Annotated in this window: 10 protein-coding genes and 1 tRNA gene; 5 read left to right on the top strand and 6 right to left on the bottom strand. The window is 68.4% G+C overall.

The features are described 5' to 3' along the window. Positions 1–19: 19 nt before the first annotated feature. From ACFVT5_RS21610 to ACFVT5_RS21595, 4 genes are all read right to left on the bottom strand, one after another. Entirely contained in the window at positions 20–1,408 is a 1,389-nt protein-coding gene (locus ACFVT5_RS21610; protein ID WP_389890133.1) for an OFA family MFS transporter, read from the bottom strand. A 125-nt stretch (positions 1,409–1,533) separates the two neighbouring features. Beyond that, the gene (locus ACFVT5_RS21605; protein WP_389890130.1) at positions 1,534–3,678 is read right to left on the bottom strand and encodes an acetate--CoA ligase family protein; all 2,145 of its coding nucleotides are present in this window, start codon (positions 3,676–3,678) and stop codon (positions 1,534–1,536) included. A gap of 4 nt (positions 3,679–3,682) precedes the next feature. Then, on the bottom strand, positions 3,683–4,912 hold the full coding sequence (gene frc / locus ACFVT5_RS21600) for a formyl-CoA transferase (RefSeq protein WP_389890127.1): 1,230 nt from the start codon (positions 4,910–4,912) through the stop codon (positions 3,683–3,685). A 12-nt stretch (positions 4,913–4,924) separates the two neighbouring features. Next, complete coding sequence (locus ACFVT5_RS21595) at positions 4,925–6,619, bottom strand: thiamine pyrophosphate-binding protein (protein WP_389890124.1); 1,695 nt, start codon at positions 6,617–6,619, stop codon at positions 4,925–4,927. Between the two features lie 210 nt (positions 6,620–6,829). Between ACFVT5_RS21595 and sucC the strand changes: the two genes are divergently transcribed. The 4 genes from sucC to ACFVT5_RS21575 all read left to right on the top strand — a co-directional run bounded on the left by sucC (position 6,830) and on the right by ACFVT5_RS21575 (position 10,812). Continuing rightward, the gene (gene sucC, locus ACFVT5_RS21590) at positions 6,830–7,960 is read left to right on the top strand and encodes an ADP-forming succinate--CoA ligase subunit beta (protein WP_389890121.1); all 1,131 of its coding nucleotides are present in this window, start codon (positions 6,830–6,832) and stop codon (positions 7,958–7,960) included. Between the two features lie 11 nt (positions 7,961–7,971). Continuing rightward, a complete protein-coding gene (sucD, locus tag ACFVT5_RS21585; protein ID WP_389890118.1) occupies positions 7,972–8,856 on the top strand; it encodes a succinate--CoA ligase subunit alpha in 885 nt (294 codons plus the stop codon). Positions 8,857–9,034: 178 nt separating this feature from the next. Further along, complete coding sequence (locus ACFVT5_RS21580) at positions 9,035–10,585, top strand: aldehyde dehydrogenase family protein (protein ID WP_389890115.1); 1,551 nt, start codon at positions 9,035–9,037, stop codon at positions 10,583–10,585. Between the two features lie 142 nt (positions 10,586–10,727). After that, positions 10,728–10,812 (top strand) — tRNA-Leu (locus ACFVT5_RS21575). A 54-nt stretch (positions 10,813–10,866) separates the two neighbouring features. Here the strand turns inward: ACFVT5_RS21575 and ACFVT5_RS21570 are convergent. Both ACFVT5_RS21570 and ACFVT5_RS21565 read right to left on the bottom strand, forming a co-directional pair. Then, entirely contained in the window at positions 10,867–12,288 is a 1,422-nt protein-coding gene (locus ACFVT5_RS21570) for a recombinase family protein (RefSeq protein ID WP_389890112.1), read from the bottom strand. A gap of 29 nt (positions 12,289–12,317) precedes the next feature. Beyond that, the gene (locus ACFVT5_RS21565; protein ID WP_389890109.1) at positions 12,318–12,614 is read right to left on the bottom strand and encodes a hypothetical protein; all 297 of its coding nucleotides are present in this window, start codon (positions 12,612–12,614) and stop codon (positions 12,318–12,320) included. 392 nt (positions 12,615–13,006) lie between these two features. Here ACFVT5_RS21565 and ACFVT5_RS21560 point away from each other — a divergent pair, with 392 nt between their 5' ends. Further along, positions 13,007–14,626: a PhpK family radical SAM P-methyltransferase gene (locus ACFVT5_RS21560; RefSeq protein ID WP_389890106.1), complete on the top strand. Its 1,620-nt coding sequence runs from the start codon at positions 13,007–13,009 to the stop codon at positions 14,624–14,626. The last annotated feature ends 44 nt before the right edge of the window (positions 14,627–14,670 follow it).

The following is a 14,670-nucleotide window of genomic DNA, read 5'->3' as shown; positions in this document are numbered from 1 at the left end:
AGGAGGGGGGAGAAGTCAACTACGCCATCTCCTCGCCGAGGGGTTGCGGGTTGGGGACGATGCGCTGAGCTTTGGGGCGGCCCGGTGCCTTGAGGAACAGCGCCAGGACGGCCGACGCGAGCCCGATGCAGCCGGCGATCACGAAGGCGCCCTCGTAGTCCCAGGCCGCGACGACGACGGCTCCCATACCGGAGCCGACCAGGCCCGAGATCAGTTTCGAGCTGTAGACCATGCCGTAGTTGGTGGCGTTGTTGTTCTCACCGAAGTAGTCGGCGGTCATGGCGGCGAACAGCGGGAAGATCGCACCGCCGCCGAATCCGGAGACCATGGAGCAGAACAGGAAGAACGGCATACTGCCCATCGACCCGGAGACGAGCACCCCGAACTGCGCGGTGCCCAGCACGATGCAGACGATGATCAGCGTGTTGCGCCGTCCGTACTTGTCCGAGATCCAGCCGATCACACCACGCCCGGTGCCGTTGACGATGGCCTTGAGTGACATCGCGGTGGCCACGATCCCGCCCGCGAAGCCCATGTCCTTGCCGAACGGCACCTGGAAGGCGATACCGAAGATGTTGATACCCGCGGTGCACAGCAGGCAGAACCACATCATCCACAGCACGGGAGTCCGGGCGGCCTCCCTGGGGGTGTACTGCTTCACGGCCGGCGGGTTCTTCTCCAGCGCCCGTCGGATCTTCGGGTCGTCCGGCACCTTCAGCGGGTCCACATGTGACGGCCACCAGCCCTTCGGCGGGTCCTTGAAGAACCAGCCCGCGAAGGCGACCACGGTGCAGCAGATCACGCCGACCATCACAAGGACCGGCTTGTAGTTGCTCAGGTCCATGTACGAGGTGAACAGGAACACGAAGGGCACCGACCCATAGGCGAAACCGCCGTTGACCATGCCGGTCTTGCCGCCCTTGCGCTCCGGGTACCACTTGCCGACCATGTTCACGCAGGTCGCGTAGACGAGGCCGGCCCCGATGCCGCTGAACATGCCGAAACCTATGTACGCGACGATGACATGTGGCGCGTACGCGAGCGATATGTAGCCCAGGATCGTGCCGAGCGCGCCGAGCATCATGGCGTACCGCGCGGGCAGCTTGCCGCTCTCCCGCAGCTGTCCTGCGGGGAAGGCGACGGCCGCCTGGAAGAAGATCCAGACACCCATCAGCCAGAAGATGTGCCCACTGCTCCACAAGTGGGCCTCGTGCAGGGTGTCCTCGGCGGAGGTGAACGCGTACTCCGAGGAACTGATGCCCATCATGCCCAACCAGGGGAAGAGCACCATGGTCCAGCGGGGCCGCCCCATGATGTCCCGGTCGGTCTCACCGATCCGGAACAGGCGCCCGTTGCGGTCCGTCACCTCCTTGAAGGGAACGGATGTGGGTAGGTCGGTGGTGGTCATGTGTGTCGCACCCCTTGCGGTCGAAAGTGCCTGGCCAGCGCCCCCTGTCCAATTCCTTTCGTGTGCGCTCGGGTCCTGGGAGCGGCCGGCGCGCACCGCCGGCCGCTCCCGAGGCTCGGCTCACCTCATCGGTCGCCTCCCAACAGTCCCGCCGCGCGGGCCCAGCGGTACTTCGCGCCGAGCACGGCCACCGGCTGTTCCGTCGTGTACGGGTACGCCACGACACCCCGCTCATAGAGGTACTGGCAGGCTTCCTCGACCTCGACGTCACCCGCGAGCGACGCCACCACGGGCTTCTCGATGCCCCGTTCCCGGAACTCCGCGACGACGCGTGCCGTCAGCTCCGCGAACACCATCGGCGGGGTGACGATGGTGTGCCAGTAGCCCAGGACCAGGGCATGGATGCGCGGGTCCTCAAGTCCCAGCCGGATGGTCGCCTCGTACGTCGACGGGGGTTCGCCGCCCGTGATGTCGACGGGGTTGCCCGCGGCGCCGAACGGTGGGATGAACGCGCGGAACGCGGCGTCCAGGTCGTCCGGGATCTCCATCAGGGTCAGGCCGTTGTCCATCACCGCGTCGGACAGCAGCACTCCGGAGCCGCCCGCGCCGGTGATGATCACGACGTTGTCGCCCTGCGGGGTCGGCAGTACGGGCAGGGCCCGCGCGTACTCCAGCATCTCGTTGAGACCCGGCGCCCTGATCACCCCCGCCTGCCGCAGAATGTCGTCGTACACCGCGTCGTCGCCCGCGAGCGCGCCCGTGTGCGAGCCCGCCGCCTTGGCCCCGGCGGCGGTGCGCCCGGCCTTGAGGACGACCACCGGCTTCTTCGGCACGGTCGCGCGGGCCGCGTCGACGAACGCACGCCCGTCCTTGAGGTCCTCCAGATGCATCGCGATGCACTGGGTGTGCGGGTCCTCGCCGAACCAGGTCAGCAGGTCGTCCTCGTCCAGGTCCGACTTGTTGCCGAGCCCGACGATCGCCGACACACCGGTCTTGGTGGTCCGCGCGAAGCCGAGGATGGCCATGCCGATGCCGCCGGACTGGCTGGTGAGGGCGACCCCGCCCTTGACGTCGTAGGGCGTGCAGAACGTGGCGCAGAGGTCCTGCCAGGTCGAGTAGTAGCCGTAGATGTTCGGCCCGAGCAGCCGTACCCCGTACCGCCGGCCGATCGCGACGATCTCCGCCTGGAGTTCGTCCTCGCCGGTCTCGGCGAACCCGGAGGGAATGAGGACAGCGTTGGGGATCCCCTTGCGTCCCACCTCCTCCAGGGCCGTGGCCACGAACTTGGCGGGGATGGCGAAGACCGCCACATCCACCTCACCGGGGACATCCGTGACACTCTTGTACGCCTTGCGGCCCAGAATGTCATCGGCCTTGGGGTTCACCGGATGGATCTCACCGGAGAAACCGCCGTCGATGAGGTTGCGCATCACCGAATTGCCGATCTTGCCCTGTTCGTTCGACGCGCCGATCACCGCGACCGAGCGGGGCTCCATCAGCCGTCGCATCGTGGTGAGGATCTGCTCCCGGGTGTACGTGGGCCGGGCCGCCGGGACGCTCTCCGCGAGGATCACCCGGATGTCGGCGGCGAGTGCGCCCTCCGGGGTGGCGATCACCGGGTTGAGGTCCACCTCGGCGATGTCCGGGAAATCCGTGACGAGTTCGGAGACCCGGCGGATCTGCTCGGCGAGCGCCCACCGGTCCACCGCGCGGGCACCGCGTACCCCGCGCAGGATCTCGGCGGCCCGGATCGAGTCGAGCATCGACAGCGCCTCGTCGGCGTCCACCGGCGCGAGCCGGAAGGTGATGTCCTTCAGCACCTCGACCAGCACCCCGCCGAGCCCGAACGCGACGACCTTGCCGAACGTCGGGTCGGTCACCGCGCCGACGATCACCTCCTGCCCCTTGGGGAGGAGTTCCTGCACCTGGACGCCCTCGATGCGCGCCTGGGGCGCGTAGGCGCGGGCGTTCTCGACGATGCTGCGGAACGCGGCCCGTACGTCGGCGGCGCCCTCGACGCCGACGATCACACCGCCCGCGTCGGTCTTGTGCAGGATGTCGGGGGAGACGATCTTCATCACGACGGGCCGCCCGAAGCGGGCCGCGGCGGCCACCGCCTCCTCGATGTCCGTCGCCAGGTCCTCGCCCGGGACGGCGATCCCGTACGCGTCCGCGATCACCTTGCCCTCGGGCGCGGTCAGCGCGGTGCGTCCTGACGCCCGTACGGCGTCCAGAAGCGTCCGCACCTTCAGCACGCGGTCTTCGGCCATCAACTCAGATCACTCCGTTCGACTTGAGCAGGCGCAGTTCCTCGTCACCGAGGCCCAGTTCGCCCACGTACACCTCGGCGTTGTGCTCGCCGAGCAGCGGGGACGTGACGACCTCGACGGGGGAGTCGGAGAGCTTCAGCGGGGAGCCGACGGTCACGAACTCGCCGCGCTCCGGGTGCGGGACGGTCACCACCATCTCGTTGGCGACCAGGGAGGCGTCCTCGATGATCTCCCTGGTGGAGAGGATCGGGCCGCAGGGGATGTTGTGGGCGTTGAGTCGCTCCAGGACCTCCCACTTGGGGAGTGTCGACGACCATTCCTCGATCAGCTGGAACATCTTGGTGAGCTGCGGCAGCCGGGCCTCGGGCGTCGCCCACTCGGGGTCGTCGGCCAGTTCGGGACGGCCGATCAGCTCGCTCAGCGGCTTCCAGCCGACGGGCTGCACGATGACGTACACATAGTCGTTGGGCCCGCCGGGCGCGCACTTGACCGCCCAGCCGGGCTGTCCGCCGCCCGAGGCGTTCCCGGAGCGTGGGACCTCGTCGCCGAAGTCGTCGTTCGGGTACTCGGCGAGCGGCCCGTGCACCAGGCGCTGCTGGTCGCGGAGCTTGACCCGGCACAGGTTGAGCACCGCGTGCTGCATCGCGACGTTGACCCGCTGACCGCGCCCGGTCGCCTCGCGCTGGAACAGCGCGGCGAGGATGCCGGCGACGGCGTGGATGCCGGTGCCGGAGTCGCCGATCTGCGCGCCGGTGGCCAGCGGCGGACCGTCCTCGAAGCCGGTGGTCGCCATCGACCCGCCCATGGCCTGCGCGACGACCTCGTACGCCTTGAAGTTGGTGTACGGGCCGTCGCCGAAGCCCTTGATCGAGGCGTAGACGATCCGTGGGTTGATCTCCTGGATGCGGTCCCAGGTGAAACCCATGCGGTCCACGGCGCCGGGGCCGAAGTTCTCCACCATCACATCGGAGCGGCGGATCAGCTCGGTGAGGATCTCCTTGCCGCGCTCGGTCTTGGTGTTGAGGGTGATGCTGCGCTTGTTGCAGTTGAGCATCGTGAAGTAGAGCGAGTCGACGTCCGGCAGATCCCGCAACTGCTTGCGGGTGATGTCGCCGGTCGGTGCCTCCAGTTTGACCACGTCCGCGCCGAGCCAGCCGAGCAGCTGGGTCGCGGAGGGGCCGGACTGGACATGGGTCATGTCGAGGACGCGGATGCCTTCAAGAGCCTTGGTCATGGCCGGCTCACCTCACTTGTACATCGTCTGGTTCATGGTTCCGGGGGCGTACGCGTCCGGGTCGACCCACACATTGATCAGTGAGGGCTTGCCGGACTCCCGGGCGCGCTGGAGCGCGGGGGCGATGTCGGCGGGGTCGCGGACCTCTTCGCCGTAACCGCCGAGCATCTGGGCGAACTTGTCGTAGTGGACGTCGCCGAGGGTGTTGCCGACCCGCTCCCGCTCCAGGCCGTACTTCTGGGCCTGGCCGTAACGGATCTGGTTCATCGAGGAGTTGTTGCCGACGATCCCGACGAACGGCAGGTTGTAGCGGACCAGGGTCTCGAAGTCCCAGCCGGTCAGCGAGAACGCGCCGTCCCCGAAGAGCGCCACGACCTCCTTGTCCGGGCGTGCCTGCTTGGCGGCGAGCACGAACGGGACGCCGACGCCGAGGGTGCCGAGGGGGCCCGGGTCCATCCAGTGGCCGGGCGACTTGGGCTGGACGACCTGTCCCGAGAAGGTGACGATGTCGCCGCCGTCGCCGATGTAGATCGAGTCCTCGGTGAGGAAGTCGTTGATCTCGCTGACCAGTCGGTACGGGTGGATCGGCGCGGCGTCGGACCGCAGTTGCGGCAGCCGCTTCTCGATGGCGACCTGCTCGGCGGAGCGCAGTTCGTCCAGCCACTCCTTGCGCCGGGACGCACCGCCGTTGAGCCGGCCCGATGCGGCCTCGGTGACCGACTTCAGGACGAGCCCGGCGTCGCCGACGATGCCGAGGTCGATGTCGCGGTTCTTGCCGACGGTCCGGTAGTCGAGGTCGATCTGGACGACGGTGGCGTCCTGCGACAGCCGCTTGCCGTAGCCCATCCGGAAGTCGAACGGGGTGCCCACGATGACGATGACGTCGGCGTTGGAGAAGGCGTAGCGCCGCGACAGCTGGAAGTGGTGCGGGTCGCCGGGCGGCAGGGTGCCGCGTCCGGCGCCGTTCATGTACGCGGGGATGTTGAGGGCCCTGACCAGTTCGATCGCGGACTCGGTGCCGCGGGTCGTCCATACCTGGCTGCCGAGCAGGATCGCCGGCTTCTCGGCGTGGACCAGCAGATCGGCCAGCTTCTCGATGGCCTCGGGGTCGCCGGCCGAGCGCGTCGACGCCCGGTAGTGCCCGGCCCTGGGCACCCGCGCCTTCTCCACCGGGACCTTGGCGTCGAGGACGTCCCGGGGTATCTCCAGGAACGACGGGCCCGGCGCCCCGTGGTAGCACTCGCGGAACGCCATCGACACCATGTCGGCGGCCCGTGCCGTGTCCGGCACGGTGGCCGCGAACTTGGTGATCGGCGTCATCATGTCGACGTGCGGAAGGTCCTGGAGCGAGCCCATCTTGTGCTGGGTGTGGGCGCCCTGGCCGCCGATGAGGAGCATCGGTGACTCGGCGCGAAACGCGTTCGCGACGCCGGTGACGGCATCGGTGGTGCCGGGTCCCGCGGTGACGACCGCGCAGCCGGGTTTGCCGGTGATCCGCGCGTAGCCGTCGGCCGCGTGCGCGGCGACCTGCTCGTGGCGTACGTCGACGACCTCGATGCCCTCGTCGACGCAGCCGTCGTAGATGTCGATGATGTGGCCGCCGCAGAGGGTGTAGACGACCTCCACTCCCTCGGCTTTGAGGGCCTTGGCGACCAGATGCCCACCGGAGATGAGGTCCTGGTTGTTGTCGCTGCTGCCGTCGGGCATGGCGAAGTCCTGTCCCTTCGTAGGGGATTGGGAGCACGCACAAACTGCTCTGAGGTGCGCTCACGTGCTCTCGCGGTACATTGCATACAGTCGACGAATACTGTATGAAGCTTGTTATCCCGCATCCGGTGGGTGGTGTCCAGGGGGCGTGCGGCACTTTTCGGGGTTCCGGGGCAGTCCCCCGGACCGGCGCAGCGGTCAGGAGCCGAGATGGACCTGTACGAGCACCAGGCAAGGGAACTCTTCGAAGAGCACGGCATCGTGGTGCCGAAGGCCGAGATCACGGACGTACCGAAGGAGGCGCGCGAGATCGCGCGCCGACTCGGCGGCCGGGTCGTGGTCAAGGCACAGGTGAAGACCGGCGGCCGAGGCAAGGCGGGCGGCGTGAAAATCGCCGCCGACCCGGCCGCCGCGGAACTGACGGCACGACAGATCCTCGGTATGGACATCAAGGGCCACACCGTCGGCACGGTGATGCTGGCCCAACCCGTCGACATCGACGCCGAGTTCTACGTCAGCTACGTCCTCGACCGCGCGGCGGGCCGCTTCCTCGCCATCGCGTCAGCCGAGGGCGGCATGGACATCGAGGAGGTCGCAGCGACCCGGCCCGAAGCGGTGGCCCGCATTCCCGTCGACCCCGCCGAGGGCGTCACCTCGGCCAAGGCGGCCGAGATCGCCGAGGCCGCGGGCCTGCCCCCGCAGACCGTAGACGTCCTGGTCCGCCTCTGGGACGTCCTGATCCGCGAGGACGCCCTCCTGGTCGAGGTCAACCCCCTCGTCCGCACCGCCCAGGGCCAGATCCTCGCCCTCGACGGCAAGGTCACCCTGGACGACAACGCCCGCTTCCGGCAGGCCCGTTGGGGCGACCAGGATTCCCCGCACGACGACCCGCTGGAGGCAGCGGCGGCGGCCAAGGGCCTCAACTACGTGAAACTGGACGGCGAGGTCGGCGTCATCGGCAACGGCGCCGGACTCGTCATGTCGACACTCGACGTCGTCGCGGGCTGCGGGGCACGCCCCGCCAACTTCCTCGACATCGGCGGCGGCGCCTCCGCGCAGATCATGGCCGACGGCCTCTCCGTGATCCTCTCCGACCCGGACGTGAAATCCGTCTTCGTGAACGTCTTCGGCGGCATCACCGCCTGCGACGCGGTCGCCGACGGCATCGTCCAGGCCCTCGGCACGGTACGGCTCACCAAGCCCCTCGTGGTCCGCCTCGACGGCAACAACGCCGTCCGCGGCCGGGCCATCCTCGACCAGCACGCCCATCCGCTGGTCCAGCAGGCCACCACCATGGACGGCGCCGCCCGGCGCGCCGCCGATCTCGCCAACGCCGGTTAAGGAGACAGGACATGGCGATCTTTCTGACCCAGGAGAGCAAGGTCCTCGTCCAGGGCATGACCGGCGGCGAAGGCATGAAGCACACCCGCCGCATGCTCGCGGCCGGTACGGACGTCGTCGGCGGCGTCAACCCGCGCAAGGCCGGCCGCACCGTCGACTTCGACGACCGGTCCGTCCCCGTCTTCGGCACCGTCGCCGACGGCATGCGGGCCACCGGAGCCGATGTCACCGTCGTCTTCGTGCCGCCCGCCTTCGCCAAGGCCGCCGTCATCGAGGCCGCCGACGCCGGCATCGCCCTCGCCGTCGTCATCACCGAGGGCATCCCGGTCCACGACTCCGTCGCCTTCCACGCCTACGCGACGGCCAACGGCACCCGCGTCATCGGCCCCAACTGCCCCGGCCTTATCACCCCCGGCCGCTCCAACGCCGGCATCATCCCCGCCGACATCACCAAGCCGGGCCGCATCGGGCTCGTCTCCAAGTCCGGCACCCTCACGTACCAACTCATGTACGAGCTGCGGGACATCGGCTTCTCCACCTGTGTGGGCATCGGCGGCGACCCCGTCGTGGGCACGACGCACATCGACTGCCTGGCCGCCTTCGAGGCCGACCCGGACACCGAACTCATCGTCCTCATCGGGGAGATCGGCGGCGACGCGGAGGAACGGGCCGCCGCCTACATCCGCGACCACGTCACCAAGCCCGTCGTCGGCTACATCGCCGGCTTCACCGCGCCCGAGGGCAAGACCATGGGCCACGCGGGAGCGATCGTCTCCGGCTCGTCCGGCACCGCCCAGGCCAAGAAGGAGGCCCTGGAGGCGGTCGGCGTGAGCGTGGGCGGTACGCCGACCGAGACGGCACGGCTGGTGCTGGCGCGACTCGACACGGAACGGTGACCCGGCGGTCGGGCAGAGCGACAGGTGAGCGTGACATCGCTCATAGTTGAAGTAGCGGCCTCTCGCGCAGGCGTCTCACCTCACTACGGTCCACATCAGTACACGGACCACCACGTTCCGTGCCCGTATCCGTACGGGTCCCCCCGCCCCCGACTGTGCACCGAGAGCGGAGCAAAGAATGGCACCGTCCCTCACCAACCTCACCCTCAAATCCGGTACGGCCTGGTCGGACGCCTGGCAGCGCTGCCTGGCCGTCGCCCCCGAAGCGTTCCAGGGCGACCGGGTCCTCAACCTCTGGGGCGCCGCCTGGCAGGCCGACGGCCGCGCCCTGCCCGCCACCAGTCCCGTCGACGCGACCCCGATCGCGGGGCCGCCGCGCCTGGACGCCGACACCGCCCAGCGCGCCGTCGCCGCTGCCCTCGACCAGCACCGCGCCTGGCGGCACGTCCCGGTCGCCGAACGCCGTGCCCGGGTCGGCGCAACCCTCGACGCCCTCACCGAACACCGCGAGCTGCTCGCCCTTCTCCTCGTCTGGGAGATCGGCAAGCCATGGCGCCTCGCGCAGGCCGACGTGGACCGCGCGATCGACGGCGTCCGCTGGTACGTCGACGGGATCGAGCCGATGCTCGACGGCCGGGTCCCGCTCGACGGCCCGGTCTCCAACATCGCGAGCTGGAACTACCCGATGTCCGTCCTCGTCCACGCGCTGCTGATCCAGGCGCTGGCGGGGAACGCGGTCATCGCCAAGGCGCCGACCGACGGCGGCGTCTCCTGCCTCACCCTGGCCTGCGCCCTCGCCGCCCGCGAGGGCATCCCCGTCACCCTCGTCAGCGGCAGCGGCGGCGAGCTGTCCCAGGCGCTGGTGCGGGCGCCCGAGATCGGCTGTGTCTCCTTCGTCGGCGGACGCGACACCGGCGCCGCCGTGGCCACCCACGTCGCCGACCTGGGCAAGCGGCACATCCTCGAACAGGAAGGGCTCAACACCTGGGGCATCTGGAACTACAGCGACTGGGACAAACTCTCCGCGGTCGTCCCGAAGCTCTTCGACTACGGCAAGCAGCGCTGCACCGCCTACCCCCGCTTCGTCGTCCAGCGCGACCTGTTCGACGCGTTCCTCGCCGCCTACCTCCCCGCCGTACGGACCCTCCGCGTCGGCCATCCGCTGGCGGTCGAGAACCCGGGGGACCCGTACCCCGAACTGGACTTCGGCCCACTGATCAACGCGGCGAAGGCGAAGGAACTCCTCGACCAGGTCACCGAGGCCGTCGACCGGGGCGCCGTACCGCTGCACCGCGGCTCCCTCGCCGACGCCCGCTTCCTGCCCGGCCAGGACACCAGCGCCTACGTTCAGCCGGTCACCCTCCTGAACCCGCCCCCGTCGTCCCCGCTGCACCACGCGGAACCCTTCGGCCCGGTCGACACGATCGTCCTGGTCGACACCGAGGCCGAGCTGCTCGCCGCCATGAACGCGTCGAACGGCGCCCTCGTCGCCACCCTGTCCACCGACGACGCTGCGACCTACGAGCGGCTCGCACCCCAGATCCGTGCCTTCAAGGTGGGCCAGGGCAAGCCCCGCTCCCGCGGCGACCGCGACGAACTCTTCGGCGGCTTCGGCGCGTCCTGGCGGGGCGCCTTCGTCGGCGGTGACCTGCTGGTACGGGCCGTGACCCAGGGTCCACCGGGGGAGCGGCTGCCCGGTAACTTCCCCGACTACCACCTGATGCCGTAGCCGTCCGGTCACAGACGGGTGGGCGGCGCACCGGGACGGGAGGCGCCGCCCACCTCCCCGGATACACAGGTGAAGGGCACTCCGGAACCTTGGTATTGTTGTCCATGTCGCCGCGGGGAACACCCCGCGAACACAACACCTGGTCCGGGTGGCGGAATGGCAGACGCGCTAGCTTGAGGTGCTAGTGCCCTTTATCGGGCGTGGGGGTTCAAGTCCCCCCTCGGACACTTTGATCTTCATACCCCGGTGCTGGCCGAACTTCGGCCGGCACCGTTCGCGTTTCATGGTCGTAGGTCAACCTCAGCCCGAGCTGCCGGTAGACCTTCACGTACGTCGGCCGGGTCGGCTCTGCGCGGCTCCACTCGGCGATGAGAACAGGGTCGCCGCCGGCCTCGACGACGGCACGGTGCTGGGGAAAGCTTGCGGTCACATTCGGCGATGGTCCTCCGGAGCGCATCGCCTCGCGCGTCGCCCGTGGGCTGGGCGTCCTGCATGGCGGAGAGGGAGTGCTCGATGCCGGCCGGCGCGAACGCCTGGGTCAGCCAGGAGTCGATGGGTCCGCGCAGGTCGTGCTCGCGGAGGTAGACGTTCTGCGGGTGGTCGAGGTGGTTCGCTTCCAGGTACTCGCGTGGGTAGCGGCATCGGTAGTACGCCTCGTCGTGGGTCCAGGTGCCCTGCATCCGTCGTCCGCAGTCGCGGTGCTTGAGTCTGCTCTTGAACGCGTAGCCGTGTTTGGGGCTCGCGGCGTGCGGCCTTGGGGAGGTCGGGCCGCGCGAGGCCAGGCGGTCCTGGACGTCCTGGAAGACCTGTGGGGCGACGAGCGGCTGATGGACGATCTTGTCGGAGAAGACCCAGGCATCCCGGGGGTTCCACTTCTGGTGGGTCTCGTGGCCCAGCGCCACGTCTTCCACATCGATCAGGGACTCTTCCCTGCGCTGTTTGTTCCAGACCTGGCGTCCGGTGTAGCGGGGGTTGGTGAGGATCACCCGTACCGCGGACTTGGACCAGGCGTCGCCGTGCCGGTGCCGGTTTCGCTCGCGGTCGTAGGCGGAGGGGCAGGGGATGCCGTCGGCGGTGAGGCGGAGCGCGATGGCGAGGATCCCGAAGCCTGCCAGGAACTCGGCGAAGATCCGCTCCACGATCGGGGCGGTGACGGGGTCGGGTTCGAGGCGGTGGAGCCGTTTGCCGTCGGCGGCCTTGCTCGGGTTGGGGTGGGGTCCGGCGTCGACCAGAAGGTATCCGTAGGGCGGTCGCCCGCCGAGGAATCGCCCTTCGATCTTGGCCTGGGAGGCCATCGCGGTGCGTACGCGGATCTTGATGCGGTTGCGTTCGCCCTTGCTGATGCCGCCGAAGACCGACATCACCAGGTCGTGGGCCTCGGACTCCGGATCGATGGGACCACCGACCTCGGGCACCCACAGCGGTACGCCGTAGTGGACGAAGACGGGAAAGGTGAGCCCGAACTGATTGCCGTAGAAGGCGCGTTGAGGTTCATGTTCAGATACGTGGTACGAGCCACGGGGCGGCCAGTGTTCGCCAGCAGACTGATCAAGGTCGGCGAAGCGGACCTGCCCGATCACCTGCTGGCCCCTCGGCTGCGGCGTCGTCACCGGTGCCGGCGCGGTCTGGAACCCGCTGAAGGTCTCGTCGGGGAGCACGATTGCGGTCTTCGGTGCGGGAGCCGTCGGGCTGAGCGCCGTCATTGCGGCAGCGGCGGCGGGCGCCGCACGGATCATCGACCGGCCCGCACTCCGCGCGGCTCGACCTCGCCGCCCACTTGGGCGCGACCGATGTGGTCGACGCGACCGAGGGTCTCGCCATCGAGCGGGTACGGGAGCTGACCGGGGGACCGGCCCGACATCAGCGTGGAGTCCACGGGCGTACCCGCCGTGATGGCGCAGGTCGTCGCCGCGCTCGCCTCGACACAGGCCCGGCCGACACCCTCACCGATGGAAGGGGCGATGCCGCAGTCGTGTTCGGTGCGCGCTCCGCAGTTCGGCTCGACGCCACTGGCGGGGGCCCGGTGCACGTCGATAAACGCTTACGAGCCCAGATGCGGCCGGTAGAGCTCGGCCACGAAGATACGCCGCAGCCTTGAGGGTTTCGCAGGTCCGCTCCAACTCAACAGTCCCCCTCTTCAACGCTTGCGGACGGAACGATTCATCCAGGACGTCCCAGTTGGGCGGCCACCACGTGTCCTCTGACTGCCAAGCCTGGGATTCCGGATCGTGGTCGACTGCCCGCAAGCATGCCGGCTTCTTACGTCAGGAGTACGTGGTTGTCAACGGATACCTGTCTGGACAGCTCCGGATTCCCATCCGCCCATGCCGCCGCCATGATCCTCATGGCTGGCTCGTGTCGGCCTGATTCTGTTCCGTCAGCTGAGATCGCAGGAGTTGTGACTCGGAGGAGGCTGTGGACGTGGTGGACTGCATCATCGTCGGGCACAACGATGGGGACTTTCCAGCGCAGGTCGACATGGTCGCGGGTATGGGTCGCGATTCCGGTGCTTACCGCGACCTGTCGCTCGCCTTCATGCAATGGGAAGGCGTGCCGACCCGGGCCCTCGACTTCCTGACCCGGCAACAGGTGAAGGACGGTTACGGGGACGACCGGCGTTACCACAATCTTGAGATGCTCTGGCCCACCATCACCTACCTCGGCTCATTCCTGGCCCGGCACGGCTACAGCTTCGACTACGTCAACCTGTTCCAGGACGAGAAGGAACAATTCGCGGCCAAGCTCGCCGACGAGCCCCTCGCTGTGGCGATCACTACGACCTTGTATGTCACGCCCGATCCCGCCGTCGAGGTCGTGCGGTTCGTCCGGGACCACAGCCCGAAGACGAAGGTGATCGTCGGCGGCCCGTTCGTGGCCAACTACGCCCGGCAGACCACGCGGCCCGCCTTCAGCCAGGTACTCAACCTGGTGGGTGCCGACGTCTACGTGGTCAGCAGCGAAGGCGAGAGCACGATGGTGAACGTGCTGGCCGCGCTCAGGGAGGGCAAGTCGCTGCGTGGCATCCCGAACGTCATCTTCCGGGAAGACGGGGAGTGGGTCTTCAACGACGAGCGGATCGAGACGAATGTGCTCGACCAGAACATGGTGGACTACAGCCTGTTCGGGAAATCACTGGGCCAGTTCGTCACTCTGCGCACCGCGAAGTCCTGCCCCTTCTCGTGCGCCTTCTGCGGCTTTCCGGCGCGGGCCGGCAAGTACGTCTATCTTCCGCTCGAACTCGTCGAGCGGGAACTCGACCGGATCCGGGAGCAGGAGTCCGTCACCAGCCTCACCATCATCGACGACACGGTGAACGTGCCGAAGGTCCGCTTCAAGGAAATACTCCGGCTGATGATCCGGAAGAACTACGGATTTCGCTGGAATTCCTTCTACCGCAGCGACCACGGCGACGACGAGACGATCGACCTGATGGCCGAGGCTGGCTGCGAAGGAGTCTTCCTCGGTGTGGAGTCCGGATCGGACACCATGCTCAAGGCGATGAACAAGACGGCCCGGCGGCACAATTACATGCGGGCCATTCCACGGCTGCGGCAGGCCGGCATCATCAGCCACGCGAACCTCATCATCGGATTCCCCGGTGAGACGAAGGAGACCGTGGACGAGACCCGGGGACTACTGGCCGAGGCACAGCCGGACTTCTTCCGTCCGCAACTCTGGTACGCCGACCCCATCACTCCGATCTGGGAACGGCGCGACGAATTCGACGTATCGGGTTCCATGTTCAACTGGCGCCACCGGACGATGACCTCCGACCAGGCCGCCGACATCATCGACGACATGTTCCTGAGCACCCCGGATTCCCTCTGGCTGCCGCAGAGCGGATTCGAACTGTGGAGCGTCTTCTACCTGATGCGCCGGGGAATGAGCCTGGACCAGGTGAAGCAGTACGTGCGGGCGTTTAACGCCGCCGTCGGCGAGAACGTGGGTCGCTCCACCCCGGTCGAGGTCAGCGCCGGCGCAGTGGACCGCCTTCTCGAACGCGCCCAGTTCAAGCCGGTCCGCGTCGGCAGTGCCCCCTAGCCCGGAGCGGTCACTGTCTAGAGCGCGTACCCCCCCGTTCCGGT

The organism is Streptomyces sp. NPDC058001, from assembly GCF_042886315.1.
In the GTDB taxonomy this organism is placed as follows: Bacteria; Actinomycetota; Actinomycetes; order Streptomycetales; family Streptomycetaceae; genus Streptomyces.
Note: the sequence above shows the minus strand (reverse complement) of the source record. Positions and strands in the feature narration are given on the sequence as shown.